General features: G+C 72.4%; 24 protein-coding genes. 12 read left to right on the top strand and 12 right to left on the bottom strand.

Annotated features, from left to right (window positions below; genetic code table 11):
• Positions 1–80: 80 nt before the first annotated feature.
• Both ACFYYB_RS07705 and ACFYYB_RS07700 read right to left on the bottom strand, forming a co-directional pair.
• Complete coding sequence (locus ACFYYB_RS07705; protein WP_389433831.1) at positions 81–1,169, bottom strand: SDR family NAD(P)-dependent oxidoreductase; 1,089 nt, start codon at positions 1,167–1,169, stop codon at positions 81–83.
• Positions 1,166–2,356: a glycosyltransferase gene (locus tag ACFYYB_RS07700; RefSeq protein WP_389433829.1), complete on the bottom strand. Its 1,191-nt coding sequence runs from the start codon at positions 2,354–2,356 to the stop codon at positions 1,166–1,168. The genes ACFYYB_RS07705 and ACFYYB_RS07700 overlap by 4 nt, the downstream gene beginning before the upstream one ends.
• Before the next feature lie 72 nt (positions 2,357–2,428).
• Between ACFYYB_RS07700 and ACFYYB_RS07695 the strand changes: the two genes are divergently transcribed.
• A complete protein-coding gene (locus ACFYYB_RS07695) occupies positions 2,429–3,115 on the top strand; it encodes a response regulator transcription factor (RefSeq protein ID WP_327307184.1) in 687 nt (228 codons plus the stop codon).
• A gap of 50 nt (positions 3,116–3,165) precedes the next feature.
• The gene (locus ACFYYB_RS07690; protein WP_389433827.1) at positions 3,166–4,548 is read left to right on the top strand and encodes a sensor histidine kinase; all 1,383 of its coding nucleotides are present in this window, start codon (positions 3,166–3,168) and stop codon (positions 4,546–4,548) included.
• Positions 4,549–4,667: 119 nt separating this feature from the next.
• On the opposite strand, the gene ACFYYB_RS07685 is transcribed toward ACFYYB_RS07690, so the two are convergent.
• Positions 4,668–5,696, bottom strand: coding sequence for a mechanosensitive ion channel family protein (locus tag ACFYYB_RS07685; protein ID WP_389433825.1), 1,029 nt, complete (start codon positions 5,694–5,696; stop codon positions 4,668–4,670).
• Between the two features lie 50 nt (positions 5,697–5,746).
• Between ACFYYB_RS07685 and ACFYYB_RS07680 the strand changes: the two genes are divergently transcribed.
• On the top strand, positions 5,747–6,316 hold the full coding sequence (locus ACFYYB_RS07680; RefSeq protein WP_389433823.1) for a dienelactone hydrolase family protein: 570 nt from the start codon (positions 5,747–5,749) through the stop codon (positions 6,314–6,316).
• A gap of 89 nt (positions 6,317–6,405) precedes the next feature.
• On the opposite strand, the gene ACFYYB_RS07675 is transcribed toward ACFYYB_RS07680, so the two are convergent.
• The 5 genes from ACFYYB_RS07675 to ACFYYB_RS07655 all read right to left on the bottom strand — a co-directional run bounded on the left by ACFYYB_RS07675 (position 6,406) and on the right by ACFYYB_RS07655 (position 12,303).
• Complete coding sequence (locus ACFYYB_RS07675) at positions 6,406–7,347, bottom strand: zinc metalloprotease (RefSeq protein ID WP_389434951.1); 942 nt, start codon at positions 7,345–7,347, stop codon at positions 6,406–6,408.
• A 222-nt stretch (positions 7,348–7,569) separates the two neighbouring features.
• Positions 7,570–9,264, bottom strand: coding sequence for an alkaline phosphatase D family protein (locus ACFYYB_RS07670; RefSeq protein ID WP_389433822.1), 1,695 nt, complete (start codon positions 9,262–9,264; stop codon positions 7,570–7,572).
• 111 nt (positions 9,265–9,375) lie between these two features.
• Positions 9,376–10,173: a DsbA family protein gene (locus tag ACFYYB_RS07665; RefSeq protein WP_389433820.1), complete on the bottom strand. Its 798-nt coding sequence runs from the start codon at positions 10,171–10,173 to the stop codon at positions 9,376–9,378.
• A gap of 64 nt (positions 10,174–10,237) precedes the next feature.
• Positions 10,238–10,927 (bottom strand): hypothetical protein, encoded by a 690-nt coding sequence (locus ACFYYB_RS07660; protein ID WP_389433818.1) that lies wholly within the window; start codon positions 10,925–10,927, stop codon positions 10,238–10,240.
• Positions 10,928–10,977: 50 nt separating this feature from the next.
• Positions 10,978–12,303 (bottom strand): DUF2252 domain-containing protein, encoded by a 1,326-nt coding sequence (locus tag ACFYYB_RS07655; RefSeq protein ID WP_389434949.1) that lies wholly within the window; start codon positions 12,301–12,303, stop codon positions 10,978–10,980.
• A 157-nt stretch (positions 12,304–12,460) separates the two neighbouring features.
• On the opposite strand from ACFYYB_RS07655, the gene dnaE reads away from it, so the two are divergent.
• Entirely contained in the window at positions 12,461–16,006 is a 3,546-nt protein-coding gene (dnaE, locus tag ACFYYB_RS07650; RefSeq protein ID WP_389433817.1) for a DNA polymerase III subunit alpha, read from the top strand.
• 129 nt (positions 16,007–16,135) lie between these two features.
• Here dnaE and ACFYYB_RS07645 read toward each other — a convergent pair whose 3' ends face one another.
• Entirely contained in the window at positions 16,136–16,306 is a 171-nt protein-coding gene (locus ACFYYB_RS07645) for a hypothetical protein (protein WP_389433815.1), read from the bottom strand.
• A gap of 230 nt (positions 16,307–16,536) precedes the next feature.
• Between ACFYYB_RS07645 and ACFYYB_RS07640 the strand changes: the two genes are divergently transcribed.
• From ACFYYB_RS07640 to ACFYYB_RS07625, 4 genes are all read left to right on the top strand, one after another.
• Entirely contained in the window at positions 16,537–17,871 is a 1,335-nt protein-coding gene (locus ACFYYB_RS07640; RefSeq protein WP_389433814.1) for an NYN domain-containing protein, read from the top strand.
• Between the two features lie 28 nt (positions 17,872–17,899).
• The gene (locus ACFYYB_RS07635) at positions 17,900–18,937 is read left to right on the top strand and encodes an ABC transporter ATP-binding protein (protein ID WP_389433812.1); all 1,038 of its coding nucleotides are present in this window, start codon (positions 17,900–17,902) and stop codon (positions 18,935–18,937) included.
• Between the two features lie 44 nt (positions 18,938–18,981).
• Positions 18,982–19,827 carry an ABC transporter permease gene (locus tag ACFYYB_RS07630; RefSeq protein ID WP_389434947.1) on the top strand — a complete coding sequence of 282 codons (846 nt, stop codon included), beginning with the start codon at positions 18,982–18,984 and terminating at the stop codon, positions 19,825–19,827.
• 62 nt (positions 19,828–19,889) lie between these two features.
• Positions 19,890–20,576, top strand: a complete 687-nt coding sequence (locus ACFYYB_RS07625; protein ID WP_389433811.1) for a hypothetical protein — start codon at positions 19,890–19,892, stop codon at positions 20,574–20,576.
• Between the two features lie 139 nt (positions 20,577–20,715).
• Here ACFYYB_RS07625 and ybaK read toward each other — a convergent pair whose 3' ends face one another.
• From ybaK to ACFYYB_RS07610, 3 genes are read right to left on the bottom strand one after another with little or no spacing between them, the layout of a single operon-like run.
• Positions 20,716–21,204, bottom strand: a complete 489-nt coding sequence (ybaK, locus tag ACFYYB_RS07620) for a Cys-tRNA(Pro) deacylase (protein WP_389433809.1) — start codon at positions 21,202–21,204, stop codon at positions 20,716–20,718.
• Positions 21,205–21,214: 10 nt separating this feature from the next.
• Positions 21,215–21,952 carry an LON peptidase substrate-binding domain-containing protein gene (locus ACFYYB_RS07615; RefSeq protein ID WP_327307196.1) on the bottom strand — a complete coding sequence of 246 codons (738 nt, stop codon included), beginning with the start codon at positions 21,950–21,952 and terminating at the stop codon, positions 21,215–21,217.
• A gap of 34 nt (positions 21,953–21,986) precedes the next feature.
• Complete coding sequence (locus tag ACFYYB_RS07610; protein ID WP_389433808.1) at positions 21,987–23,591, bottom strand: oxidoreductase; 1,605 nt, start codon at positions 23,589–23,591, stop codon at positions 21,987–21,989.
• Positions 23,592–23,739: 148 nt separating this feature from the next.
• Here ACFYYB_RS07610 and hisD point away from each other — a divergent pair, with 148 nt between their 5' ends.
• Genes hisD through ACFYYB_RS07590 form a run of 4 tightly spaced genes read left to right on the top strand, consistent with a single transcriptional unit; the run spans position 23,740 to position 26,933 of the window.
• Positions 23,740–25,062: a histidinol dehydrogenase gene (hisD, locus tag ACFYYB_RS07605; protein ID WP_389433806.1), complete on the top strand. Its 1,323-nt coding sequence runs from the start codon at positions 23,740–23,742 to the stop codon at positions 25,060–25,062.
• Complete coding sequence (locus tag ACFYYB_RS07600) at positions 25,059–26,174, top strand: histidinol-phosphate transaminase (protein WP_389433804.1); 1,116 nt, start codon at positions 25,059–25,061, stop codon at positions 26,172–26,174. The genes hisD and ACFYYB_RS07600 overlap by 4 nt, the downstream gene beginning before the upstream one ends.
• Complete coding sequence (hisB, locus tag ACFYYB_RS07595) at positions 26,171–26,764, top strand: imidazoleglycerol-phosphate dehydratase HisB (protein ID WP_215035049.1); 594 nt, start codon at positions 26,171–26,173, stop codon at positions 26,762–26,764. Before ACFYYB_RS07600 ends, hisB begins: the two co-directional genes overlap by 4 nt.
• Position 26,765: 1 nt before the next feature.
• Positions 26,766–26,933, top strand: a complete 168-nt coding sequence (locus tag ACFYYB_RS07590; RefSeq protein WP_250743789.1) for a hypothetical protein — start codon at positions 26,766–26,768, stop codon at positions 26,931–26,933.
• The last annotated feature ends 1 nt before the right edge of the window (position 26,934 follow it).

Raw genomic sequence — 26,934 nt, 5'->3', positions numbered from 1 at the left:
CGGCCATCCGGTTCCGCGACCGGGCCCGGTCCGGGGACCGGGCCCGATCGGCGGGATCCGAGGGAGCCGGCCCGGACGGCCTAGACCTGGTAGCGGTCCGGGGCGAAGAGGTGCAGGTGGGCGGCTATCCACTCCGAGGTGCGGGTCAGGCCCTCCTGGAGGGAGACCTCGGGCTTCCAGCCGGCCCAGTCGCGGGCCCGGGTGTTGTCCGACAGCAGCCGCTGCACCTCGCTGCCCGCGGGACGCAGCCGGGCCGGGTCGACGACCACCTCCGCGTCCCGGCCCGAGGCCGTGATCAGGGCGCGGGCCAGGTCGCCGATGGAGATCTCCTCCCCGGTGCCGAGGTTGACCACCTCGCCCAGGGCCCGGTCGCATTCCGCGACGGCGAGGAAGCCCGCGGCGGTGTCGGTGACGTAGGTGAAGTCCCGGGTGGGTGTCAGGGAGCCGAGGCGGACCTCGCGGGCGCCCGAGTGGAGCTGGGCCAGGATGGTGGGGATGACCGCGCGGGCCGACTGGCGGGGACCGTAGGTGTTGAACGGCCGGACCACCGTCACCGGCAGCTCGAAGGCGTGGTGGAAGGAGAGCGCCATCATGTCCGAGCCGATCTTCGACGCGGAGTACGGGGACTGCGGCTGGAGCGGGTGGCTCTCGGAGATCGGAGCCGTCAGGGCCGTGCCGTAGACCTCGCTGGTGGAGGTGTGGACGAGCCGGCGCACGCCGTGGCGGCGGCAGGCCTCGGCCATGTTCTCGGTACCGGTGACGTTGGTCTGGACGTACGCGCCGGGCGAGGCGTAGCTGTACGGGATCCCGATCAGCGCCGCCAGGTGGAAGACCGTGTCGCAGCCGGCCACCGCGTCGCTGACCCGGCCCGCGTCGCGGACGTCGCCGGCCCAGATCTCCACCGGGCCGCCCGGGTCGGCCAGGTACCGGGCCAGGTGGCCCTTCTCGGCGTACGGCTTGTAGTGCACGAAGGCGCGCACCTTCGCGCCCCGCGCGACCAGCAGGTCGACGAGCGTGGAGCCGATGAACCCCTCGGCGCCGGTGACCAGGACCGTACGGCCGCTCCAGTCGGCGGGAGTGCGCGCCGGGGTGAGGGCGAGCGTGGGAGTGGGCTCGGGCGTGGGGGCGTGCGTGGGGGTGGGCCCGGGCGTGGGGGTGTGCGTGGTCATACGAGCTCCAGGGGAGTGGGGGAGAAGGAGGGGAAGCCGGCGACCCGCAGGACCTGCGAGGCCAGCAGCTCGGCGGCCCGTGCGTGCGGGCCCGGGTCGGCGGCGCCGGCCATCGCCGCCAGCCGCGCCGGGTCGGCCAGCAGCGGGGCGAGCAGCTCCGCGAGGCGCTCGGCCGTGGCCTCGGCGTCCGCCAGCAGCAGGCCGGCGCCCGCGTCGGACAGCACCCGGGCGTTGTGCGTCTGGTGGTCGCCCGGGGCGTGCGGGTAGGGGACCAGGACCGCGGGGACCCCGGTCGCGGCGAGCTCCGCCACCGTCGCCGAGCCCGCCCGGCACACCACCAGATCGGCGGCCGCGTAGACCAGGTCCATCCGGTCCAGGTACGCCACGGCCCGTGCGATCCGCCCCCCGCCGGAGGCGGACAGGGCGGCCACCGTGTCCGCGAGCGTCGCCGGACCCGTCTTGATCAGCAGCTGTATGTCCTCTCGCGCCTGCCAGGCGGCCGCCAGCCCGGCCGCGGCCGAGGTCAGGCGTACGGCGCCCAGGCTGCCGCCGTTGAACACCACCAGCCGCCGACCGTCCGGCACCCCGAGCTCCCGCCGGGCCCGCGTGCGCAGGGCGGCCCGCTCGGGGCGGGACAGCTCGGCCAGGCCCGACAGCGCGGCGGAGATGGGCATTCCGGTGGTCAGCGCCCGCGCCCCGCCCGCCAGGTGCTCCCGGCTGCGGTCGAAGGCCACCGCCATGTGCGGGGTGAGGCGGGCCGCGAACTGGTTCGCCCGGCCCGGTACCGCGTTGGACTCGTGGATCACCGCCGGCAGTCCGGCCAGCCGGGCCCCGAGCACGGCGGGCGCGCTCGGATAGCCGCCCATGCCGACGGCCACGTGCGCGCCCTGGGCCCGGATCACGGCCCGCGCCTGCCCGGCCGAGCGCAGCAGCGCCGCCGGGAGGAAGAAGCGCTTGGCGCCCAGCGCCGGGTCGAAGGGGATCATGTCCACGGTGTGCAGGCGGTAGCCGGCGGCCGGGATCAGCTCGGTCTCCAGCCCGCGTTCGGTGCCGATGAACGAGATCGTCGCGCCCGGGACGGCGGCGCGCAGCGCCTCCGCCAGGGCGAGGCCGGGATAGATGTGGCCGCCGGTGCCGCCCGCGCCGATCACGACGGAGAGCGCTGAGGGGGAGGATGAGGAGGTCATGGACGCAGACTTCCGGTGCGCCCTAAGAAGGTTCTAAGAGGTTCTCCCGGAGCATTTGGGAGGCTTTGCCGCATGCAGCGGATTCTGGTGGTGGACGACGAGCCCGAGGTGCGGGCCGCCGTCGAGGACGGCCTCGCCGTCGAGGGGTACGAGGTGCGCGGCGCGGCCGACGGGCTGGCCGCGCTGTCCGAGGTGGCCCTCTGGCAGCCGGACGCGGTGGTCCTCGACGTGATGATGCCGGTGCTGGACGGGCTCGCCGTCTGCCGGCAGCTGCGGGCGGTGGGCGACCGGACGCCCGTCCTCGTCCTCACGGCCCTGGACGCGGTGAGCGACCGGGTCGACGGGCTGGAGGCGGGCGCCGACGACTACCTGGTCAAACCGTTCGCGCTCGACGAGCTCGTGGCCCGGGTACGGGCCCTCCTGAGGCGGGCCGCCCCCGACGATCCGGCCGGGGGCGCGCCCGTGCTCGCGTACGGGGACCTCGTCCTCGACCCCGCCACCCGCACCGGGCGGCGCGGCGAACGGCCGCTGGAGTTCAGCCGCACCGAGTCGGCACTCCTCGAACTGCTGCTGCGCCACCCCGGGCAGGTGCTGCCGCGCGAGCTGGTCCTGGAACTGGTGTGGGGCCGGGACTTCGGGCCGGACTCCAACTCCCTGGCCGTCTACGTCGGCTACCTGCGCCGCAAGCTGGAGGCGGGCGGCGAGCCCCGGCTGGTGCACACCGTGCACGGGGTCGGCTACCGGCTGGACGCCGCGTGAGCGGGCGGGGATCCGGCGGGGGACCTGGCGGGGGGTCCGGGGCCGGTGCGGTGTGGCGGCGCAGGTGGCCGCTGCGGACCCGGCTGGCGCTGGCCGTCACCGCCGCGGTGGCCTTCGTGGCCCTCGGCATGTGCACGGCCGCCTTCCTCGAAGGGCGGGCCGCGCTCTACCAGCAGCTCGACCTGAGCCTGACCCAGGCCGCCCGGCTCGCCGCGAAGCAGTACGGGGACTCCCCGCCCGGAACCGCCGCCTGGGACTGCCGGTACCTGGCGGCGCCCGCCTGTGTCCAGATCGTCCCGGTCGACCCGCGCAAGGACCCGCGGGGAGGGGAGAACGCCTACCGGATGCCGGTGGCCCCGGCGACCCGGCTGGTGGCCGCGCGGGAACGGGCCCCCTTCTACACGGACATCGTCGTCGAGGGACATCCCGCGCGGATGCTCACCACCGACTTCCTCAAGGACCGGGCCCTCCAGGTCGCGGTGCGCTCCGACTCCGTGGAGACCGGCATCGACCGGGCCGCCCGCCGGCTCGCCGTCACCGCCGCGGGCGGAGTGCTGCTCGCCGCGCTGCTCGGGTACTGGGTCGCGCGGACGGGTCTGGCGCCGGTCACCCGGCTCACCGCCACCGCCGAGCGGATCGCCGCCACCCGGGACCCGAGGCACCGGATCGAACTGCCGGCCCCCGGGCACGGCCGCGAGGACGAGATCACCCGGCTGGCCGGGAGCTTCAACACCATGCTCGGCGAGCTGGAGCAGTCCGTCACCGCGCAGCGGCGGCTCGTCGCGGACGCCTCGCACGAGCTGCGGACCCCGCTGACCGCGCTGCGCACGAACGCGGAGCTGCTGGCGCGGGGTGACCGGCTGACGGCGGAGCAGCGGGAACGGGCCTCGCTGGCGCTCGGGAGGCAGCTGCGGGAGGTGACGGGGCTGGTGAACGACCTGATCGAGCTGGCCCGCGACGAGGAGCCGCAGCTGCTGGTGGAACAGGTGCGGCTGGCTCCGCTGGTGGAGTACTGCGTGGGGGCCGCGCGGGCGCACTGGCCGGGGGTGGCGTTCCGGGTACGGGGGCCTTCCGGGGAGGAGCCGGTGGTGGTGGCGGGGGTGCCGGCCCGGCTCAGCCGGCTGCTGGGGAACCTGCTGGACAACGCGGCGAAGTTCAGCCCCGGTGGGGCGGAGGTGGAGGTCGGGCTGGCGGTCCGGAACGGGGCCGCGGAGGTGACGGTACGGGATCACGGGCCGGGGATCTCGGAGGAGGATCTGCCGTACGTCTTCGACCGGTTCTACCGGGCCGGCGCGGCGCGGGCCCTGCCGGGGTCCGGGCTCGGGTTGGCGATGGCCCGGCAGATCGCGCGGGCGCACGAGGCGGAGCTCGTGGCCGAAGCCGCCCCCGGCGGGGGCGCGCTGTTCCGGCTGACCTTCGCGGCCAGGGGCTGAGGGGTGGCGGGCCCCGGCCCTGCGGGGCGGAGTTCCCCTACCCGCCCTTCCACCGTTCCCAGGGCCGGCCCTGACCCGGTCCTCAAACGCCGGACGGCTGAAAAGAAGACCCCCGGCGGCTACGGGCCCGGCGGGAGCGCCGCCTGAGTCGTGGCGATGTGGGGGAGGGCGTACGGGTGGTGGGTCGTGAGCCAGGTGATCAGGCGTTCGCGGACCGCGCAGCGGACGGTCCAGACGGCGTCGCCGTCCTTCGCCGTGACCACCGCGCGGACCTGGATGGTGTGCGGGGTGGTGTCGGTGACGGCCAGGGAGCCGGTGCGGCCGTCCCATTCCGGGATGTCCTTCAGGATCCGCTGGAGCTGCTCGCGCATCAGGTCCACCGGGGCGCTGTGGTCCAGGTGCCAGAACACGGTGCCCGTCATCTGCGCGCCACCGCGCGACCAGTTCTCGTAGGGCTTGCTCGTGAAGTACGAGACCGGCATCGTGATCCGGCGCTCGTCCCAGGTGCGGACCGTGAGGAAGGTGAGGGTGATCTCCTCGACCGTGCCCCACTCCTTGTCCACCACCACCGTGTCCCCGATCCGGACGGTGTCGCCGAAGGCGATCTGGAGTCCGGCGAAGAGGTTGCCGAGGGCGGCCTGCGCCGCGATGCCCGCCACGATGCCGAGTACGCCCGCCGAGGCCAGCATCGAGGTGCCGACCGTCCGCATCTCGGGGAACGTCAGGAGCATCGCGCCGAGGGCCACCACGATCACCACCGCCGTGACCACCCGCTGGATGAGGGTGACCTGCGTACGGACCCGGCGGACCCGGGCCTGGTCGGAGGCGTCGGCGGCGTAGCGGGCGTACGTGGAGTCCACGATCGCCGTCGTGATCCGGATCAGCAGCCACGCGGCCGCCGCGATCAGGACCAGGGTCAGCACGTGCCCGGGGCCGTCCGCGCGCCGGCGCACGGCCTGGAGCAGGGACGCGGCGAGGACCACCAGGAACGGCGGGCGGCAGCGGCGCAGCAGCCCCCACAGCGGGGTCTCGCTGTGCCGGGCGTCGGCGCGGCGCAGCAGCAGGTCCAGCAGCCAGCCCGCGAGCAGGGTGATGGCCAGGGTGCCGGCGACGGCCGCGATCGGGCGCAGGAAGGAGTCCGTGTCCATGCAGGCCAACGTAACCGGAGGGGGTCGCCCGAAACTGGCACGATGGGGGCATGAACATCATGCTTTTCCATTCGACCTACGGGCTGCGGCCCGCCGTGCGGGAGGCGGCCGACCGGCTGCGCGCGGCCGGGCACCAGGTCCAGGTGCCGGACCTCTTCGAGGGACGCACCTTCGAGACCGTCGAGGAGGGCATGGCCCACCGGGACGCGATCGGCCGCGACGAGCTGCTCAAGCGGGCGGTCCTGGCCTCGGCCCCCTATTCCGACCAGGGCCTGGTCTACGCGGGCTTCTCCTTCGGCGGCTCCGTCGCCCAGCACCTGGCGCTCGCGGACGAGAAGGCGCGCGGGCTGCTGCTCCTGCACGGGACGGCCGACCTGGAGGAGAACACGTACGTCGACGAGCTGCCGGTGCAGCTGCACATCGCCGACCCGGACCCCTTCGAGCCGCACGACTGGCTGACGGCCTGGTACCTGCGGATGCGCAAGGCCGGGGCCGACGTGGAGGTCCACGGCTATCCGGGGGCCGGGCACCTGTTCACCGACCCGGGGCTGGACGACTACGACGCCGAGGCCGCGGAGCAGGCCTGGGCGGTCGCCCTCGCCTTCCTCGACGGTATCTAGCGGTACGTGGCGGCATTCGGGCGCGGACGCGCGGAAGGGGCCCCGCTCGCGGGGCCCCTTCGTCATGCGTGTGCCGGAACGCCGGTGCGTCAGGCGCGGTACGCCGTCCACATGCTCTTCATGCGGGTCACCTGGCCCGCGGTGAACTGGTACATGCAGGAGTCGTACGTGTAGTCCATGAAGTTGTGGATCGGGTCGACGCCCGCCTTGCTGGCGCAGGTGTCCCGTCCCGTCGGGCACTCGAAGGCCGCGCTCTTCTCGGCCGGGGTGTCCGAGACGGAGTCGCCCGCGCCGTTACAGCCGCCCTGGAAGGTGTGGTAGAGCCCCATCCAGTGGCCGACCTCGTGGGTCGCGGTGTCGCCCTCGTTGTAGTTGGCGGCGGAGCCGCCCGGCAGCGAGGTGTCCAGGACGACCACGCCGTCCATCTTCGGCTGGGAGGCGTAGGAGCTGGGGAAGGTGGCCCAGCCCAGCAGCCCGCCGGAGAGGTTGGCGGTGTAGAAGTTGAGGGCGTTCTTGCCGCCCTTGCGCAGGGTGTTCTTCATGGTCTTCTCGGCCGTGGAGCCGGAAGCCAGGTTGTACCAGCTCGCGTTGTCCGTGTAGTCGGTGCCCGCCAGGGTGAACTGGTAGGTGGTGTCGACGTTTCCGGTGCCCTGGCCGGCGTAGGCCGCGTTCAGGACCGCCAGCTGCTTGCTGATGTCGGTGGCCGTCAGCTTTCCGGTGGTGCCGGAGTGGATGACGTGGAAGTACACCGGGATGCTCGTGGCGGCCTCGGCGGCGCGCAGGCTGCGGGGCTCCTTCGAGATCTTGTCCAGCTTCGCCTTGAGCTCGGCGTCCATGGCCTTCGACTGGGCCTCGGTGACCTCGTTCGGCTCGGCCGCGTGCTGGTCCTTCGGGCGCGCCACACGGGCGTTGGCCGCGGCGCCGGAGGCGTCCTCGGCGCACACCTCCGCGCCGGTCTTGGCGGCCGCGACCGTGGTGGGGGCGGCGAGCGGGGTGAAGGCCAGGGTGCCGGTGAGTACGGCGGCACCCATCAGGCGGCGGCGAAGAAGGGGGGATATGCGGGCAAGAGCGCGCACGTGTGCTCCTCGCGAGTGGGGGGTTGAGCGGGAGGGATCTCCTCAGCTGGCGGGAATCTTACGTGCGCATGTCATAAACAGGTCAAGTGGTCTACGTAAAAGATTTGTTGCTTCTGATGACGAAGGGGCACCTGGTCTACGCCAAGTGCCCCTCCAAACGGGAAATCTGGCCGAATGTCAGCGCACCGGCCGGTCCGCCCGCTCGACCTTCTGGGTCCCGTTCAGCGTGCGGTACGAGCGGGCCCAGGCGGCCGTGGCGTCCTGGCGGCGCTTGTCCGAAACCACGTAGTAGTCCATCTGGGAGCGCTCGGCCGTCACGTCCAGCACGCCGTAGCCGTGGGCGTCCATGTCCAGCCACTTCACGTGCCGGTTGGCCGCCTTGATCGCCGTCTCGGCCACCAGTGAGGCCGTGTCCGCCGGCACGTGCAGCAGGTCGTCGATGTTGTCGGAGGTCACCGACGTCACCACGAACTCCACGCCCGCCGACCGCGACCACGGGTAGGTGGCCGCCGTCACCGGGACGTCGTTCGCCCAGGCCATGTGGATGTCGCCGGTCAGGAACACGGTGTTGCGGACGGAACGGTCCGTCAGGTGCCCCAGCAGCTCCCGGCGGTCGTCCGTGTACCCGTCCCACTGGTCCACGTTGACCGCGAGGCCGCCCGCGGGCAGTCCGAGCAGCTCGGTGAGGGGCCCCAGCAGGTGCGCGGGCAGCGAGCCGAAGGCCACCGGCGAGATCATCACCGAGGTGCCCACCAGCTTCCAGGTGGCCTGCGAGCCGGCCAGCCCGGCCTTCAGCCAGTCCAGCTGCGCGCGCCCGGTGATGCTGCGCTCCGGGTCGTCCACGGCGCCGCTGCCGATGCCCGCCTGCTGTGAGCGGAAGGTGCGCAGGTCCAGCAGGTGCAGGTCGGCGAGGGTGCCGAAGCGCAGCCTGCGGTAGACGGTGCCCTCGGTGGAGGTGCGCACCGGCATCCACTCGAAGTACGCCTGGCGGGCGGCGGCCGCGCGGGCCGCGAAGGAGCCCTCGGTGGCGGGGTCGTGGTTCTCGGCTCCGCCGGACCAGGTGTCGTTGGCGATCTCGTGGTCGTCCCAGATCGCGATGACCGGGTGGGCCTGGTGCAGGGCCTGCAGGTCGGGGTCGGTCTTGTACTTCCCGTGCCGGGTGCGGTAGTCGGCCAGGGTGAGGATCTCGTGGAGCGGCTCGTGCTGCCGTACGACGTACTTCGCCTCCGGGTAGCCGCCGCTCTTGTACTCGTAGATGTAGTCGCCCAGATGCAGGACGGCGTCCAGATCGGCCCGCGCGGCCAGGTGGCGGTACGCGGAGAAGTAACCGGACTCCCAGTTGGCGCAGGAGACCACGCCGAAGCGGACCCCGGCGGGAGCGGTGGTGGCGGCGGGGGCGGTACGGGTGCGCCCGGCCGGAGAGACGGCGGCGCCGGCGGTGAACCGGTACCAGTACGCCGTCTGCGGCCGCAGGCCCCGTACATCGGCCTTGACGGTGTGGTCGCCGGCCGCGCTCGCGGTGACGGTGCCGCTCGCGACGATCAGGGAGAAGGCCTTGTCCTCGGCGACCTCCCAGCCCACCGCGACGGCCGGGCCCGCGCCGGAGCCCGGTACGGCCGCGGCGGTCGGGGTGACGCGGGTCCACAGCAGGACCCCGTCGGGGAGCGGGTCGCCCGAGGCGACGCCGTGCAGGAAGGAGGGGGCGTCCTCGGTGGCGCCGGTGGCGCCGGTGGCGGCGTGGGCGGCTTCGGCGCCCAGCGCGGCGATCGGGACGAGTGCCGCCGTGGCCGCCGCGGCCAGGACGACCGTACGGCGGCGGGGAGTCGGCACGGTCGCCGATTCCTGGGCGGAAGGGGAGAGTTGACTGGTCACGGACGATGATATTACCGACGGGTATCGCGTTCGTTCCAGACCCGTGAAAGCAACGGACGGGCGAACTCTGGGAGTTCGCCCGTCCGTCGGGGGTGCCGCGAGGAGGAGGGGTCAGCCGGCGATGGCCTTGTCGATCGCCGTCGTGAACGCCTCGGGCGACTGCGGCAGCGGGTCGATCTTCTTGCCGTCGATCTTGAGCGTCGGCGTGCCCGTCACGCCGCTCTTGTCGAAGGTCTTGGACATCTCCAGCGCCCACCGGTCGTAGGTGCCGTCCTCGACCGCCTTCTTGAACTCGGCGTTCCCCTTGAGCGCCGGGACCTGATCGGCGACCGAGAGCAGGTAGTCGTCCTTGGCGAACTTGTCGTCCTTCTCCTCCGGGTGGTTCGCCGCGGAGTAGAGGGCCGTCTTGTACTCCAGGAACGCCTCGGGGCTCACGTTGAGGGCCGCGCCCAGCGCGCTCAGGGCGTTCTTCGAACCGGTGCCGGGGAAGCCCTTGTCCAGGAAGGTGGCGCCGATGAACTGGATCTTGTACTTGCCGGCGTCGACGTCCTTCTTGACCTGCGGGCCGACGGCCTGCTCGAAGCTCGCGCAGACCGGGCAGCGCGCGTCCTCGTACAGCTCCAGGGTCTTCTTGGCGTCGGCCTTGCCGATGACCACCGTCGTGTTGTTCTCGCCCGAGGTGTTCTTCGGCGCGACCAGGGGTGCGTCGGCGGCCTTCTCCCAGGCGCTCGGCTTGCTCGACTGGACGACGGCGTAGCCGACGCCGCCGGCCAGGGCGAGGGCGGCCACGACGCCGCCGGCCACGAACACCTGCCGGCGGATCTTGGCCTTCTTGGCCTGCTGCTCGCGCTCGACGCGCAGCTTCTCGCGGGCCGCCGCCTTGTTCGCCTGGCTGTTGCGTGCGCTCATCATGGTCTCCGTGGGGTGTGGCTCCGCGGTGGAGCCGGCTGGAAGGGGGGACTGTCCTCGTACGTCAGGCGCCGGCGAAGGCGCCGTGTGCGCGAGGAGGTCCCCGCCGTCCCACGGAGTGCGCGGGGAAGCGGGTACGGGCCACCGTGCTCCGCAGGGCGGCCGGAGGCGAGAGCCGTACCGGAGCCAGGGTCCGCGCGGCGCGGGCCCCGGCCATCCGCAGCGGGCGGAAGGCGCAGGCGGACGCCGCGCGCAGCAGCCGGCCGAGCGCCCGCTCCCCGCGGTGCAGCCACAGCGAGGCGAGCAGCCCGACCGATACGTGCGCGCCCAGCAGCAGCCAGGGCGTCCACGGTCCGGGTGCGGGCAGCAGCGCGGCCGGGCCGGCGGGCCCGCCGACCTCGGCCAGCGCGGCGCCCACCGGGCTGCCGCCACAGAAGTCGGCGAGCCCCATGGCGCGCAGCGGACCCGAGACGGGGCCGCCCGCGGGGCCGTAGCAGAGGTGCTGGCCGGAGGTCAGGACGGTGTCGGCGGCCAGCTCCAGGGGAACGAGCAGCCCGGCGATGTGACCGAGGCCCCGCTCGCGTCCGGCCAGGGCGAAGGCGATCGCGAACACCGCGGCGAAGGCCCCTCCCACCAGGGCGGGAGGCAGCGGCGCCCGGGACATCAGGACGTGCGAGCCGGTCGAGAGCAGCACGACGACCGCGCTGAACAGCGCGGCCCGTAGCCCTCGGAGACCCACCCCGGATATGTCCATCGTCGCGAGTGTGCCACGCGTCCCTGTGAGAGCGGGCCCTAGGTCCCTGTCTAGGGGAGGATCCGGCCGTTGCGGAAGAGGTCCACGAAGATCTGGTGGTCGGCGCGGGCCCGGGCGCCGTAGGCGTGGGCGAAGTCCACCAGCAGGTCCGCGAAGCCCTCCTCGTCGGCGGCGATGGCCGCGTCGATGGCCCGCTCGGTGGAGAACGGGACCAGCGTCTGGCCGCTCTCCTGCTCGTCCGCCGCTCCGTGCATGGTCGCCGTGGCCCGGCCGAGGTCCGCGACCACGGCCGCGATCTCCTCCGGGTCGTCCAGGTCAGACCAGTCCAGGTCCACCGCGTACGGGGAGACCTCCGCGACGAGCTGCCCGGCCCCGTCCAGCTCCGTCCAGCCGAGCCACGGGTCGGCGTGCGCCTGCAGGGCCCGCTGGGAGATCACGGTGCGGTGCCCCTCGTGCCGGAAGTACTCCCGCACCGCCCGGTCCGTGATGTGCCGGGAGACGGCCGGGGTCTGCGCCTGCTTGAGGTAGATCACGACGTCGTTCTCCAGGGCGTCGCTGTGCCCCTCCAGCAGGATGTTGTACGAGGGCAGGCCCGCCGAGCCGATCCCGACGCCGCGGCGGCCCACCACGTCCTTGACCCGGTAGGAGTCCGGGCGGACCAGGGACTCGTCGGGAAGGGTCTCCAGGTACCCGTCGAAGGCGGCGAGCACCTTGTACCGGGTGGCCGCGTCCAGCTCGATGGTGCCGGGGCCGGGGGAGAAGCGGCGCTCGAAGTCACGGATCTCGGTCATCGAGTCGAGGAGCGAGAAACGGGTACGGCGGCGGGCGTGGCGCAGGGCGTCCAGCAGCGGCCCCTCGGCGGTGTCCAGGGTGAAGGCGGGCACCTCGTCGTTCTTCGCCCCGGTGGCCAGCGCGTGGATGCGCTCCCGGTAGGCGGCCGCGTAGATCCGTACCAGCTCGCTGATCTGGTCGTCGCTGAGCGCCTTGGTGTAGCCGAGCAGGGCGACGGAGGCGGAGAACCGCTTCAGGTCCCAGGTGAAGGGGCCGACGTAGGCCTCGTCGAAGTCGTTGACGTTGAAGACCAGCCGGCCCTGGGCGTTCATGTAGGTGCCGAAGTTCTCGGCGTGCAGATCGCCGTGGATCCACACCCGGCCGGTGCGTTCGTCCAGGTACGGGCCGCCGTGCCGCTCGCGCTCCAGGTCGGCGTAGAAGAGGCAGGCGGTGCCCCGGTAGAAGGCGAAGGCCGAGGCCGCCATCTTGCGGAACTTGACCCGGAAGGCCGCGGGGTCGGCGGTGATCAGCTCGCCGAAGGCGATGTCGAACACGTCGAGTATCTGCTCGGCGCGCTGCTCGTCGGTCGTCTCGGGAACCGCCATGGCGGGTGCCTCCAGGTGGTGCGGGGTGGATCGCATTTCGGACACTGCCGTTGGGTCGTGCAACGCATGACCGTACCCGTCAGTGCCCGTGTTCTGTCACTGGGGCCACGTAGGATTCATAGCTGCCGCCCCTCTCTCCCGCCCGGAGGCCCCCACCGTGACCAAGACGCCGTTCACGCACCTGCACGTCCACACCCAGTACTCCCTGCTGGACGGTGCCGCGCGGCTGAAGGACATGTTCAACGCGTGCAACGAGATGGGCATGACGCACATCGCCATGTCCGACCACGGCAATCTGCACGGGGCGTATGACTTCTTCCACACGGCGAAGAAGGCCGGGGTCACCCCGATCATCGGCATCGAGGCGTACGTCGCTCCGGAGTCCCGGCGCAACAAGCGGCGCATCCAGTGGGGCCAGCCCCACCAGAAGCGCGACGACGTGTCCGGTTCCGGCGGCTACACGCACAAGACGATCTGGGCGGCGAACTCCACCGGGCTGCACAACCTCTTCCGGCTGTCCTCCGACGCGTACGCCGAGGGCTGGCTGACGAAGTGGCCGCGCATGGACAAGGAGACCATCTCCCAGTGGTCGGAGGGCCTGATCGCCTCCACCGGCTGCCCGTCCGGCGAGCTGCAGACCAGGCTGCGCCTCGGCCAGTTCGACGAGGCCCTGAAGGCCGCCTCCGAGTACCAGGACATCTTCGGCAAGGACCGGTACTTCCTGGAGCTGATGGACCACGGCATCGAGATCGAGCGCCGGGTCCGCGACGGACTGCTGGAAGTGGGCAAGAAGCTCGGCATCCCGCCGCTGGTGACGAACGACTCGCACTACACGTACGCCCACGAGTCGGCCGCGCACGACGCCCTGCTCTGCATCCAGACCGGCAAGAACCTCTCGGACCCGGACCGCTTCCGCTTCGACGGCACCGGCTACTACCTGAAGTCCACGGAGGAGATGTACGCCGTCGACTCCTCGGACGCCTGGCAGGAGGGCTGCCGCAACACCCTCCTGGTGGCCGAGCAGATCGACACCACCGGCATGTTCGAGGCCAAGAACCTCATGCCGAAGTTCGAGATCCCCGAAGACGGCTACACCGAGATCACCTGGTTCAAGGAGGAAGTGCGGCGCGGCATGGCCCGCCGCTACCCGGGAGGGGTCCCCGAGGACCGGCAGCGGCAGGCCGACTACGAGCTGGACGTCATCATCCAGATGGGGTTCCCGGGCTACTTCCTCGTCGTCGCCGACTTCATCATGTGGGCCAAGAACCAGGGCATCGCCGTGGGCCCCGGCCGTGGCTCCGCCGCCGGCTCGATCGTCGCGTACGCCATGGGCATCACCGACCTCGACCCGATCACCCACGGCCTGATCTTCGAGCGGTTCCTGAACCCCGAGCGCGTCTCCATGCCCGATGTCGACATCGACTTCGACGAGCGCAGGCGCGTCGAAGTGATCCGGTACGTGACCGACAAGTACGGCGACGACAAGGTCGCCATGATCGGCACGTACGGAAAGATCAAGGCGAAGAACGCCATCAAGGACTCGGCCCGGGTCCTCGGCTACCCGTACGCCATGGGCGACCGGCTCACCAAGGCCATGCCCGCCGACGTCCTCGGCAAGGGCATCGACCTCAACGGCATCACCGACCCCTCGCACCCGCGCTACGGCGAGGCGGGCGAGATCCGGGCGATGTACGAGAACGAGCCGGACGTGAAGAAGGTCATCGACACCGCCCGCGGCGTGGAGGGCCTGGTCCGCCAGATGGGCGTGCACGCCGCCGGCGTGATCATGTCCAGCGAGCCGATCGTCGACCACGCCCCGGTCTGGGTGCGGCACACGGACGGCGTGACCATCACGCAGTGGGACTACCCGCAGTGCGAGTCCCTCGGCCTGATCAAGATGGACTTCCTGGGCCTGCGCAACCTCACGATCATGGACGACGCCGTCAAGATGGTGAAGGCCAACAAGGGGATCGACCTCGATCTCCTCGGCCTGCCGCTCGACGACCCCAAGACCTTCGAACTGCTCGGCCGCGGTGACACCCTCGGCGTCTTCCAGTTCGACGGCGGGCCCATGCGCTCCCTGCTGCGCCTGATGAAGCCCGACAACTTCGAGGACATCTCCGCCGTCTCGGCCCTGTACCGGCCGGGCCCGATGGGCATGAACTCGCACACGAACTACGCCCTGCGCAAGAACAAGCAGCAGGAGATCACCCCGATCCACCCGGAGCTGGAGGAGCCGCTCAGGGAGATCCTCGGCGTCACCTACGGCCTCATCGTGTACCAGGAGCAGGTCCAGAAGGCCGCCCAGATCATCGCCGGGTACTCGCTCGGCGAGGCCGACATCCTGCGCCGCGTGATGGGCAAGAAGAAGCCCGACGAACTGGCGAAGAACTTCGTCATCTTCGAGGCGGGCGCCAAGGAGAAGGGCTTCAGCGACCAGGCGATCAAGGCGCTGTGGGACGTCCTGGTCCCCTTCGCCGGCTACGCCTTCAACAAGGCCCACTCGGCCGCGTACGGCCTGGTCTCCTACTGGACCGCCTACCTCAAGGCCAATTTCCCGGCCGAGTACATGGCGGGCCTGCTCACCTCGGTCAAGGACGACAAGGACAAGTCCGCGATCTACCTGAACGAGTGCCGCCGGATGGGCATCAAGGTGCTCCCGCCGAACGTGAACGAGTCGGAGCCCAACTTCGCCGCCCAGGGCGACGACGTGATCCTCTTCGGCCTCACGGCCGTGCGCAACGTCGGCACCAACGTCGTGGAGTCGATCATCAAGAGCAGGAAGGCGAAGGGGAAGTACTCCTCCTTCCCCGACTTCCTGGACAAGGTCGAGGCCGTCGTCTGCAACAAGCGCACGGTCGAGTCCCTGATCAAGGCCGGCGCCTTCGACGAGATGGGCCACACCCGCAAGGGCCTGGTCGCCCACCACGAACCGATGATCGACAACGTGGTCGCCGTCAAGCGCAAGGAGGCCGAGGGCCAGTTCGACCTCTTCGGCGGAATGGGTGACGAGGACGCGAGCGACGAGCCCGGCTTCGGCCTCGACGTGGAGTTCTCCGACGTCGAGTGGGAGAAGTCCTACCTGCTCGCCCAGGAGCGCGAGATGCTCGGGCTCTACGTCTCCGACCACCCGCTCTTCGGCCTGGAACACGTCCTGTCCGACAAGACGGACGCCGGCATCTCCCAGCTCACCGGCGGGGAGCACGGCGACGGCGCGGTCGTCACCATCGGCGGCATCATCTCGGGCCTCCAGCGCAAGATGACCAAGCAGGGCAACGCCTGGGCCATCGCCACCGTCGAGGACCTGGCCGGCTCCATCGAGTGCATGTTCTTCCCCGCGACCTACCAGCTCATCTCCACGCAGCTGGTCGAGGACACCGTCGTCTTCGTCAAGGGCCGCCTGGACAAGCGCGAGGACGTCCCCCGGCTGGTCGCCATGGAGATGATGGTCCCCGACGTCTCGAACGCCGGGACCAACGCACCCGTCGTGCTCACCATCCCCACCGTCAAGGTCACCCCGCCGATGGTGACCCGGCTCGGCGAGATCCTGCGCCACCACCAGGGCAACAGCGAGGTCCGCATCAAGCTCCAGGGGCCGCGCACCACCACCGTGCTCCGGCTCGACAAGCACCGGGTCAAGCCGGACCCGGCGCTCTTCGGCGACCTCAAGGTGCTGCTCGGCCCGTCCTGCCTGGCGGGCTAGGCACGGTCACCGGGCTAGGCACGTTCACCACGCCCGTCGCGCGGCCACGCGCGAAGGCCCGCCCCTGTCGACGGGGGGCGGGCCTTCGCGCATGAGGAAGCGGCGCCGGGTGAGGCGCCGGGCGAGGCGTCAGTTGTGGCCGAACTTCTTTTCCCTCTTCTTGCCGGCCATCTGCAGCGGGCTCGGGGCCGCCGGGGTCGAGGACGAGGACGAGGAGTCCATCGAACTCTTGGCCGGATCCTGTGCGGCCGAGCGCTCTTCGGACTTGGCGGGCTGCTGGCGGTTCTTGTTCTTGGCCATGGGATGCCTCCGTGGGGGGTGTAGGGGCCAGGGCCGCCTTCACACTCACACAGCGCCGTAAACGGCGCATTTTGGATCATTACCGCGCGTAGTCGGGGCTCCTGCCGGGGGACTCCCGGAGATACGCCACGCCGATGATCGAGTTCCGGCCGTCAAGGCCGTTGCCGTCGGGCAGACTCGTGGAAACCGCGAAAGACACAGAGGACCCCCAGGGGAAGAGGGTGGTACGCGTGGACCGCTGCGTCGTCCTGGTGGACGCCGGCTATCTGCTGGGCGCCGCCGCGAGCCTCCTCGCAGGAGAGCCGTCCCGCTCCCGGATCACCGTCGACCATGCGGCGCTCATCCAGGGCCTGCGCGAACGCGCCGAAGCCGACACCGAACAGCCGCTCCTGCGGATCTACTGGTTCGACGGCGCACCCGACCGGGTCCCCCAGCCCGAACACCGGCGACTGCGCGTCATGCCCCGCGTCACCGTCCGCCTCGGCGCCCTGACCCGCAGCGACGGCCGCTGGGCCCAGAAGGGCGTCGACGCGGCCATGCACGCCGAGCTCACCGAGCTCGCCCGCAACCGGGCCTGCTCGGACGTCGTGCTCGTCACCGGCGACGGAGACCTGCTGCCCGGCCTGATGTCCGCCAAGGAACACGGGGTCGCCGTCCACCTGTGGGCCGTCCAGGCCGCCGACGGGGACTACAACCAGTCCGAGGACCTCGTCGCCGAAGCCGACGAACGCCGGGTCCTGGACCGCACCTGGATCACCCGCGCCGTCCGCGCCCGCGACCTCACCGGGCTCTGCGCCCCCGCGCCCGCCCCGCGCCCCGAGATCGCCGCCATCCTCTCCGCGCCGCTGCCCGAGGCCGCCCTCGCCGAGGCCGCCCGCGGCAACGGAACCCGGCCCGCGGCCCCCGTGGAGCCCGAGGAGGGCGGCGTACCGGCTGCCTCCGGGGCCGCCACCGCCAACGGCAAGACCGTCCCCACCCCCAAGGACCTCGCGGGCGCCCTGCGCGCCCCCGGCGCCGCCGCACCCGCCCCCGCACCCGGCCAGGCCCTCGGCGGGCCCCCGGCGGGCAGCGCCCTGCGGTGGTCCTCCGACAAAGGGTGGGTCGACCGCGCCGGGCCGCTCGGCGAGCCCGCCGAGACCGCCTCGCTGCCCACCCTCGCCCAGCTCACCTCCGCCGAGCAGCGCTGGGCGGACCGCGAGGAGGACATCACCACCGTCGGCGGCGACCCCTTCGAGGTAGGCCAGGTGTTCGCCCGACGCTGGATGGAACGGCTCCCGGAGACCGTGCACCTGCAGAAGCTCGCCACCATGTACCCGCGGATCCCGCACCGGATCGACGGGGAGCTGCTGCGCTACGCCGCCCGCTTCGGGCTCCTCGCGCACAAGGACGACCAGATCGACGAGCACGACCGCTACGCCATCCGGGCCGGCTTCTGGCGCGAGATCGACGTACGGGCGGCCGCGGAACACGTGGCCGGCGGCGGTCCGGCCGCCACCCCCGGAGCTCCCGCGGCCCCCGTGGCCGCCCCTGTGGCGGTGGCCCAGGCGGCCCCGGCAGCCGAGTAGGGGCCGCAACCCCGTAGGCTGCTCCCTCGTGAGTACGGGGACAGCACAGGCGGATACGGACACGGCAGGGCCCGCGGGAACGGCTTCCGACGTGGTCTGCGCGGTACGCGACCTGGTCAAGACGTATCCCGCGGTACGAGGACGGCGCGGGGCCCCGGCCCTGCCCGAGACCCGTGCCACCGACGGGATCTCCCTGGACATGCGGCGCGGCGAGATCTTCGGGCTGCTCGGCCCCAACGGCGCCGGCAAATCGACCCTGGTCCGCCAGCTGACCGGCCTGCTGCGGCCCGACTCCGGCTCGGTGACCCTGCTCGGCCACGACCTCGTACGCCACCCCGACCGCTCCGCCCGGCTGCTCTCCTACCTGGGGCAGGAATCCACCGCCCTCGACGAGCTCACGGTCTCGCTGGCCGCCGAGACGACCGGCCGGCTGCGGGGCCTCGGCCTGCGCGAGGCCCGGGCCGCCCGGGACTCCGTACTGGAAGAGCTCGGCCTGACCGGCATCGCCGGACGCCCCCTGAAGAAGCTGTCCGGCGGGCAGCGGCGCCTCGCGTGCTTCGCCGCCGCGCTGGTGGGGGAGCGGCCCGTCCTGGTGCTCGACGAGCCCACGACCGGCATGGACCCGGTGGCCCGGCGGGCCGTCTGGGCCGCCGTCGACCGCCGCCGCGCCGAGACCGGGGCCACCGTGCTGCTGGTCACCCACAACGTCATCGAGGCCGAGACCGTCCTCGACCGGGTCGCCGTCATCGACCAGGGCCGGGTCATCGCCTGCGACACCCCCGCCGGGCTCAAGGCGCGGGTGTCCGGCGAGGTCCGGCTCGAACTCGTCTGGCGCGAGTCCGCTCCGCTGGGTTTTCCGGAGGTCGCGGAGCTGCGCGAGTTCGCAGTGGAGACGGGGCGGCGTTGGGTGCTGCGGCTCCGGCCCGACGAGGCGCGGGTCGCGGTGGCCGCGGTGACGGGCGGCCCGGCCTTCGCCGCCCTTGACGATTTCACACTGGCCACGCCGAGCCTGGAGGACGTGTACCTCGCGCTGGGCGGAAAGACGAAGGGGCTGGTGAAGTCGTGAGCGACCGTCCGGCAGGCGCTTTCGCGCCGATCGGGGCCGCGTCGATGGTCGGCGCGCCCGCGCACGGCGTGCCGACCGAGCCCGCGACCGCCGGGCAGGGCGCCGCCTCGCCGCACGCGGTCCGTCCACTCGCCCTCGCGCCGCTGGCACCCCGCGCCCGGTTCTTCCCGGCGCTGGCCGCCGTCTACCGGGCCCAGCTGTCCCGCGCGCGGGTCTCGCGGATCCCGCTGCTGTTTGTGGCCACCTTCCAGTCCGTCGGGATCATGATCCTGATGCGGGGCGTGGTCGACGGGGGCTCCGAGGCGCGGGCCGTCGTCGCCGGTTCCTCGGTGCTGGTCGTCGCCTTCGTCGCGCTGAACCTGCTCGCCCAGTACTTCGGCCAGCTCCGGGCCAGCGGCGGGCTCGACCACTACGCCACCCTGCCCGTGCCGCCCGCGTCGGTGGTGCTGGGCGCGGCCGCCGCGTACGCCTCCTTCACGCTGCCCGGCACGCTGGTGACGGCCGTCTTCGGCAGCGTGCTGTTCGGGCTGCCGATGGGCGGACTGTGGATCCTGGCCGCCGTGGTGCCGCTGGCCGGCGCCGCCCTCGCCGGGCTCGGCGCGGCGCTGGGCCTGCTCGCCCCCCGGCAGGAGCTGGCCACCCTCGCCGGACAGCTCGGCATGTCGGCGGCCCTGCTGCTGGGCGTGCTGCCGCCCGAGCGGATGCCGGACGTCATCGTCTGGGCGCGGGACCTGCTGCCGTCCACGTACGGCGTGGAGGCGTTCGCCCGGACCTTCGAGCCGCACCCCGACTGGACGGCGGTCCTCCTCGACCTCGGCGTGTGCGCGGGAGTGGGCGTGCTGTCCCTCGCCGTCGCGACCTGGGCCTACCGGCGGGCAGCGGTCCGCTGACCCCCGCCGGGGGCCGGGCGGCGCCGATCGTTAAATCAAACACTTCCTGGCACGATGTGGGGGTGACCGAAGCCGTGACCCCCTATGACAAGCCCGACCAGCCGCCGTCGGAGTCGTCTTCCGCCCCGGCCGCCGAGCCCGCGTCCGAGCCCGCCTTCTCCCCGTCCGACATCCGCGACGGGGCCGCCATCGCCCTCGTGCTCGGCGTGGCGGGCGTGCTCCTCGGGCTGTTGTGGGTCTGGCTCGCGCCGCGCGTCCAGTACGTCTCCAACGGCGAGGCGGTGTTCCTGCGGGACACCGAGAGCGAGGCGCGGATCGGGGCGGACGGAACCTTCCTTCTGCTGTCCGTCGGCTTCGGCGTGCTGAGCGCCGTGGCCGTGTTCCTGTGGCGCCGGAGCGGGGGCGCGGCGCAGGTCGTCGGGCTCGCGGTGGGATCGGTCTTCGCCGCGCTGGTCGGCTGGCGGGTGGGTCTGTGGCTGGGGCCGTCCTCGGACCTGGTGGCGGTCGCCCGGAAGGCGGGGAAGGGCGTGCCCTTCGATGCTCCGCTGGAGCTGCTCGCGCACGGCGCGCTGCTCGGGTGGCCGATGGCCGCGGTCGTCGTCCACCTCGCGCTGACCGCCCTGTGGGGGACGCGGGATCCGGCGCCGGAGCTCGCGCTGTGGCCCTCCGGGTATTACCAGGCCCCGGTGGACTCCGCCGCCCCGGCCCCGTTCTCGGACCCGTCCGGTACGGAGCCTCCGCGCCCGTAGCCCCGGCTGGGGGCGGGCCCTGCGGGGCTGTCCCCTACCCGCCCTGCCACCGTTCCCCGGGCGCTGCCCGGACCCGGTCCTCAAACGCCGGGCGGGCTGGATCTTCCGGCTCCGCCGGGAAAGTTCGGCCTCGCCGGCGCTACCCGCGGGCGATCGGGGACAGTTCGGCCGTTGTCAGGGCGGCCAGGGTGGACGGGGCGAGTTCGACCTCCAGGCCGCGGCGGCCCGCCGAGACGCAGATCGTGGGGAAGGCCGAAGCGGAGGCGTCCAGGACCGTGCGCAGGCGCTTGCGCTGGCCCAGGGGGGAGATGCCGCCCAGGACGTAGCCCGTGGTGCGTTCCGCCAGCGCCGGGTCGGCCATCGCCGCGCGCTTCCCGCCCACCGCGGCGGCCAGGGTCTTCAGGTCGAGGCTGCCCGAGACCGGAACCACGGCGACCACCAGGGAGCCGTCCACGTCGGCCAGGAGCGTCTTGAAGACCTGCGCGGGGGAGACCCCGAGGGCCTGGGCCGCCTCCTCGCCGTAGGACGGGTGGGCCGGGTCGTGCTCGTAGGCGTGCACGGTGAAATCGGCGCCGGCCGCCGTCAGGGCCACGATCGCCGGAGTGCCCGCCGGCTTCTTCTTCGCCATGGGTCCTTCGTCAGTTGGGGCTCGTCGGGGCGCGGGTGAGGTCCACGGCCGGGAGCGAGGGGAGGTGGCGGATGACGGCCGTCTCGGTGCGCAGCAGCTTCAGCTCCTCCGCGAGGCGGGTCGCCGTGTCCGGGGCCTGGAGGAGGCGCTGCTTCGCCGGGATGTCCAGCACCGCGGCGGCCGCGACCAGGTACGAGACCACCGACGGCTCGTCGGGGAGGTCCATGCCCGTCAGGGACCGTTCGCGGGCCCCTGCGAGGCGCTTCTGGTAGGTGCGGAACGCCCGCAGCACGCCCTCGGCCAGCGCGCCCGCGCCGTCGCCCGCGTCCTCCGGGAGCTCCTCCAGCTCCGCCACGAGGAACGGGCCGGACGCGTCGACCGACAGCAGCCGGACCCGGACCGTGCCGGTGGCCATCACCTCGAAGCTGCCGTCCTCCCGCTCCCGGATGGAGGCCGCGTCCGCGATGCAGCCCACCCGGTGGAAGGCCTGGACCGGGTCCGCTCCGAAACCGGCGGCCGGGCCGCGCTCGGGCACGGCCGTCTGGTCGGGCAGGCCGGGCGCGGTCGGGGCGACCTCCCGGCCGTCGCGGATCGCGACGACCGCGAAACGGCGGGGCTCGTCCTCTCCCGCCTTCAGCAGCTCGCGCATCATGGCGCGATAACGCTCCTCGAAGATGTTCAGCGGGAGGACGAGTCCCGGGAACAGCACCGAGTTCAGCGGGAAGAGGGGCAGGCGAACGGTGGTCACGAGGCACAGGGTAATGGCCGGGGCCGGGGGGTGGTCACCCCCGCCTCAGGACGCGTGAGGCGCCCGCCGCGACCGTGGTGGCCAGGATCCAGCCCAGGATGACCAGGGCGGCCGTGCCCCACTGCCAGGCGCCCCGCAGAATCCACTGGTCCTGCTGGCCCAGGTCGACCACCGGCAGCAGCAGGTCCAGGGCGAACAGCACCGGGTTCCAGTCCGGGTGCTCCTCCGCCTTGAGCGGCGGGGGCTTGCCGTGCACCTCGAAGAGCACGGCCCCGGCCGCCCACAGCACGGCCATCCACAGCGCCGCGCGGCCCGGCCGGTAGCCGTAGACCACCGTCCAGTCCTGGAGGTGGCCCCACGCGCGCAGCGCCGGCGGCAGCGTCGCCCGCCGGCGCCGCTGCTTGGCCAGCAGCACCCCGCGGGCGTCCGAGTCCTCGCCGGAGGCCCGCAGGACCGCGGCGAGCCGCTCGTACGGTTCCGGGGAGTACTCGGGGGTGGCCGCCTCGATCCACTCCAGCCGTCGGGCCGGCGGGAAGTCGCCCCGGGGCGCGAGGTTCTCGTAGGCGAAGCCCTCGATGGACAGCCCGCCCGGGCGGGCCGGCCAGCTGGTGGCCGTGTCCACGAGCTTGACCACCCGCGAGCCCGACAGCACCACCCGCCCCCGCTCGGGGCGCTCGCCCACGAACCGCAGCTCCGGGGTGTGGATGCGGCGCAGCGAGACCTCCTGGTCCTCCGCGAGGCTGAACCGGGCCCCGTAGAAGTCCACGGCGTCCCCGAAGCGGCCGTCGTCCAGCCGCAGGCCGCCCCGGCACTCGAAGTGCTGCGCGGGCCGGCCCCGCAGCGGGGTGTGGCCCAGCCCGTAGGGGGGAGTGGAGGAGCCGGAGCCGCCCGAGGCGTAGTCCAGGGCGATGGAGGTCAGGTAGAGCGTGCGCTCGACGGTGAGCTGCGGCGCGTTCAGCGCCCGCTTCCCGGCCGGATTGCTCAGGCGGGCCCCGCGCAGGCTCATCGACACGCCGACCTTGGCGCCGCGCAGGCTCAGCTCCCCGTAGGTCTGGAGCAGCTCGCCCTGGAAGTCCTGGGCCACCGACATGCCGTCGGCGGCCAGGGCCCGGCCCTTGGCGTCGCGCTGCAGCACCGCCTCGCTGATCAGCAGGTCGGTGCCGATCTGCGCGTCGGTCAGCCGGATCCCGCGCGCCACCCGGCAGCGCGCCAGGTGCAGATCGCCCTCGGTGTGCAGCCGGGCCGCGTCCAGCCGGGGTATCGCGCAGTTGACCAGGCGCAGGGTGCCGAAACGGGTCTCGGAGAGCTGCACCTCGCCGTCGAAGCGGCAGGACTGGAGCTCCACGTACGGGGTGACCGTGCCCCCGGAGAGGTCGAGGCGGCCCGTGATCCGGACGCCGCGCAGCTTCAGGGAGGCCACCCGGCCCCGTACCGGGCCCGGCCCGTGGAGCAGCAGCAGGGCCACCACGGCCGCGCGGACGCTGCGCTCGGGGCCCCAGACCCGGGCGGCGTGCGGATCGTCCCGCTCGGCGGTGCGGGTGCTGAGATCACAGACGCTGCCGGTCCGGTACGCGTCCCACATGAGCCGCTCGGGGCCCGTGAGATCCTCGGGTTCCCCGTCCGGGCGTGCTTCGGCCATGGCGGCCCCCCTCCGCTCGTCCGCGCGGACGACCACCGCGCCTACCCGCACGCTAGAGGGCCGCTGTGACATCGGAAAACGTCCGTGGCCTGTATCAGCCAGTGATACGGACGGACGGCGGCGTGAAACGGTCTGAGAGAATTGGCGGGTGATCTCTCGTATCGACCTGCGCGGCAACACCCTCCCCGAGGGTGGCGCCCTGCGCGATCTGCTGCCCCGTGCCGAGTTCGACGTGGAAGCCGCCCTGGAGAAGGTGCGGCCCATCTGCGAGGACGTCCACCATCGTGGAACGGCGGCGCTGATCGAGTACGCGCGGAAGTTCGACGGCGTCGAGCTGGAGCAGGTCAGGGTGCCCGCCGAGGCGCTCAAGACCGCCCTCGACGAGCTCGACCCGGCCGTCCGCGCCGCCCTGGAGGAGTCGATCCGGCGCGCCCGGATCGTGCACCGCAGCCAGCGCCGGTCCGAGCACGTCACCCAGGTGGTCCCCGGCGGCACGGTGACCGAGAAGTGGGTGCCGGTGGAGCGCGTGGGGCTGTATGCCCCGGGCGGCCGTTCGGTGTACCCGTCCTCCGTCGTCATGAACGTGGTCCCGGCCCAGGAGGCGGGCGTCGAGTCCATCGCGCTCGCGTCCCCGCCGCAGAAGGAATTCGGCGGCCTGCCGCACCCGACGATCCTCGCCGCGTGCGCGCTGCTCGGCGTGGACGAGGTGTACGCGGCCGGCGGCGCCCAGGCCGTCGCGATGTTCGCGTACGGCACCGAGGAGTGCGCACCGGCGAACATGGTGACCGGCCCCGGCAACATCTGGGTCGCCGCCGCCAAGCGCTACTTCACCGGCAAGATCGGCATCGACACCGAGGCCGGCCCGACGGAGATCGCGGTCCTCGCGGACTCCACGGCCGACCCGGTGCACGTCGCCGCCGACCTGATCAGCCAGGCCGAGCACGACCCGCTGGCCGCCGCCGTCCTGGTGACGGACTCCGAGGAGCTCGCGGTCGCCGTCGAGAAGGAGCTGGAGCCGCAGGTCGCGGCCACCAAGCACATCGAGGACCGGATCAAGCCCGCGCTGGCCGGCCGCCAGTCCGCGATCGTGCTGGTCGACACCCTGGAGGACGGCCTCAAGGTCGTCGACGCGTACGGCGCCGAGCACCTGGAGATCCAGACGGCCGACGCGGCCGCCTGGGCCGCCCGCGTGCGCAACGCCGGAGCGATCTTCGTCGGCCCGTGGTCCCCGGTCTCGCTCGGCGACTACTGCGCCGGCTCCAACCACGTGCTGCCCACCGGCGGCTGCGCCTGCCACTCCTCGGGCCTGTCCGTGCAGTCCTTCCTGCGCGGCATCCACATCGTCGACTACACGCGCGACGCCCTCGCCGAGGTCACCCACCACGTGGTGACCCTGGCCGAGGCCGAGGACCTGCCCGCGCACGGCGCGGCTCTGAAGGCACGATTCGGTTGGAAGGTTCCGCAGGCATGACCCGCACCATCGGCATCGACGACCTCCCCATCCGGGACGAGCTGCGCGGCAAGACCCCGTACGGCGCCCCGCAGCTGGACGTGCCCGTCCAGCTCAACACCAACGAGAACCCGTACGGGCTGCCCGAGCCGCTCGTCGCGCGCATCGCCGAGCGCGTCGCCGAGGCCGCCCGCACCCTCAACCGGTACCCCGACCGGGACGCCGTCGAGCTGCGCACCGAGCTCGCCGCCTACCTCACCCGTACCGGCAAGCACCCGGTCGCGCGCGAGAACGTATGGGCCGCCAACGGCTCCAACGAGGTACTCCAGCAGCTGCTGCAGACCTTCGGCGGGCCCGGCCGCACCGCGATCGGCTTCGAGCCCTCGTACTCGATGCACGCGCTGATCGCGCGCGGCACCGGGACCGACTGGATCTCCGGCCCGCGGAACGAGGACTTCACGATCGACGTGGCGGCGGCCGAGCAGGCCATCGCCGAGCACGCCCCCGACGTCGTCTTCATCACCTCGCCCAACAACCCCACGGGCACCGCGGTCGGGGCCGAGACGGTCCTGGCCCTCTACGAGGCGGCGCAGGCGGCCAAGCCGTCGCTCGTCATCGTGGACGAGGCCTACGTGGAGTTCAGCCACCGCGACTCGCTGCTGCCGCTCATCGAGGGCCGCCCGAACATGGTGGTCTCCCGGACCATGTCCAAGGCCTTCGGCGCCGCGGGCCTGCGCCTGGGCTACCTGGCCGCGCACCCCGCCGTGGTGGACGCCGTACAGCTCGTACGCCTGCCGTACCACCTGTCGGCCGTCACCCAGGCGACCGCGCTGGCCGCCCTGGAGTTCACCGACACCCTGCTCGGCTACGTCGAGCAGCTCAAGGCCGAGCGCGACCGCCTGGTCACCGAGCTGCGGGGGATCGGCTTCGAGGTCACCGACTCCGACTCGAACTTCGTACAGTTCGGCCGGTTCGAAAACTCCCACACCGCCTGGCAGAAGATCCTCGACCAGGGCGTCCTGGTCCGGGACAACGGCGTACCGGGATGGCTGCGGGTCACCGCGGGCACCCCGGCCGAGAACGACGCGTTCCTGGAAGCGGTTCGCGCACTGAACAAGGAGCAGCACGCATGAGCCGCATCGGACGGGTCGAACGGACCACCAAGGAGACCTCGGTCCTCGTCGAGATAAACCTCGACGGCACCGGCAAGGTCGACGTCTCGACGGGCGTGGGCTTCTACGACCACATGCTCGACCAGCTCGGCCGCCACGGCCTCTTCGACCTCACGGTCAAGACCGAGGGCGACCTGCACATCGACAGCCACCACACCATCGAGGACAGCGCCCTCGCGCTGGGCGCCGCCTTCAAGCAGGCCCTCGGCGACAAGGTCGGCATCTACCGCTTCGGCAACTGCACCGTGCCGCTCGACGAGTCCCTCGCCCAGGTGACCGTCGACCTGTCCGGCCGCCCGTACCTCGTGCACACCGAGCCCGAGAACATGGCGCCGATGATCGGCTCGTACGACACGACGATGACCCGGCACATCTTCGAGTCCTTCGTCGCGCAGGCCCAGATCGCCCTGCACATCCACGTGCCGTACGGCCGCAACGCCCACCACATCGTGGAGTGCCAGTTCAAGGCGCTGGCCAGGGCCCTGCGCTACGCCGCCGAGTTCGACCCGCGCGCCGCCGGGATCCTGCCCTCCACGAAGGGCGCCCTCTAGCGTGAACGGGCTCAACACGATCCTGATCGTCCTCGGCCTGTTTCTGGCCGGCGGCGTCTACTCCTTCAAGAAACAGGAGATGCCGGCCTCGGTCATCGTCCTGCTCGCCATCGGCTCCGTGATGTGCCTGGTCGCCGGAGTGCTGCGGATCCAGGGAATTTGGGAGTGAG

Origin of the sequence: Streptomyces sp. NPDC002886 (assembly GCF_042888445.1) — a bacterium.
GTDB lineage: Bacteria > Actinomycetota > Actinomycetes > Streptomycetales > Streptomycetaceae > Streptomyces.
This window is presented reverse-complemented; position numbering and strand designations above follow the sequence as displayed.

Coding starts and splice junctions, on each gene's coding strand:
- ACFYYB_RS07630 (WP_389434947.1), top strand. CDS start 18,982: ATGGTCGGCGCGCCCGCGCACGGCGTGCCGACCGAGCCCGCGACCGCC.
- ACFYYB_RS07655 (WP_389434949.1), bottom strand. CDS start 12,303: ATGGCGGTTCCCGAGACGACCGACGAGCAGCGCGCCGAGCAGATACTC.
- ybaK (WP_389433809.1), bottom strand. CDS start 21,204: ATGGCGAAGAAGAAGCCGGCGGGCACTCCGGCGATCGTGGCCCTGACG.
- hisB (WP_215035049.1), top strand. CDS start 26,171: ATGAGCCGCATCGGACGGGTCGAACGGACCACCAAGGAGACCTCGGTC.
- ACFYYB_RS07705 (WP_389433831.1), bottom strand. CDS start 1,169: ATGACCACGCACACCCCCACGCCCGGGCCCACCCCCACGCACGCCCCC.
- ACFYYB_RS07695 (WP_327307184.1), top strand. CDS start 2,429: ATGCAGCGGATTCTGGTGGTGGACGACGAGCCCGAGGTGCGGGCCGCC.
- ACFYYB_RS07610 (WP_389433808.1), bottom strand. CDS start 23,591: ATGGCCGAAGCACGCCCGGACGGGGAACCCGAGGATCTCACGGGCCCC.
- ACFYYB_RS07660 (WP_389433818.1), bottom strand. CDS start 10,927: ATGGACATATCCGGGGTGGGTCTCCGAGGGCTACGGGCCGCGCTGTTC.
- ACFYYB_RS07685 (WP_389433825.1), bottom strand. CDS start 5,696: ATGGACACGGACTCCTTCCTGCGCCCGATCGCGGCCGTCGCCGGCACC.
- ACFYYB_RS07680 (WP_389433823.1), top strand. CDS start 5,747: ATGAACATCATGCTTTTCCATTCGACCTACGGGCTGCGGCCCGCCGTG.
- ACFYYB_RS07645 (WP_389433815.1), bottom strand. CDS start 16,306: ATGGCCAAGAACAAGAACCGCCAGCAGCCCGCCAAGTCCGAAGAGCGC.
- ACFYYB_RS07600 (WP_389433804.1), top strand. CDS start 25,059: ATGACCCGCACCATCGGCATCGACGACCTCCCCATCCGGGACGAGCTG.
- ACFYYB_RS07675 (WP_389434951.1), bottom strand. CDS start 7,347: ATGGGTGCCGCCGTACTCACCGGCACCCTGGCCTTCACCCCGCTCGCC.
- ACFYYB_RS07665 (WP_389433820.1), bottom strand. CDS start 10,173: ATGAGCGCACGCAACAGCCAGGCGAACAAGGCGGCGGCCCGCGAGAAG.
- ACFYYB_RS07700 (WP_389433829.1), bottom strand. CDS start 2,356: ATGACCTCCTCATCCTCCCCCTCAGCGCTCTCCGTCGTGATCGGCGCG.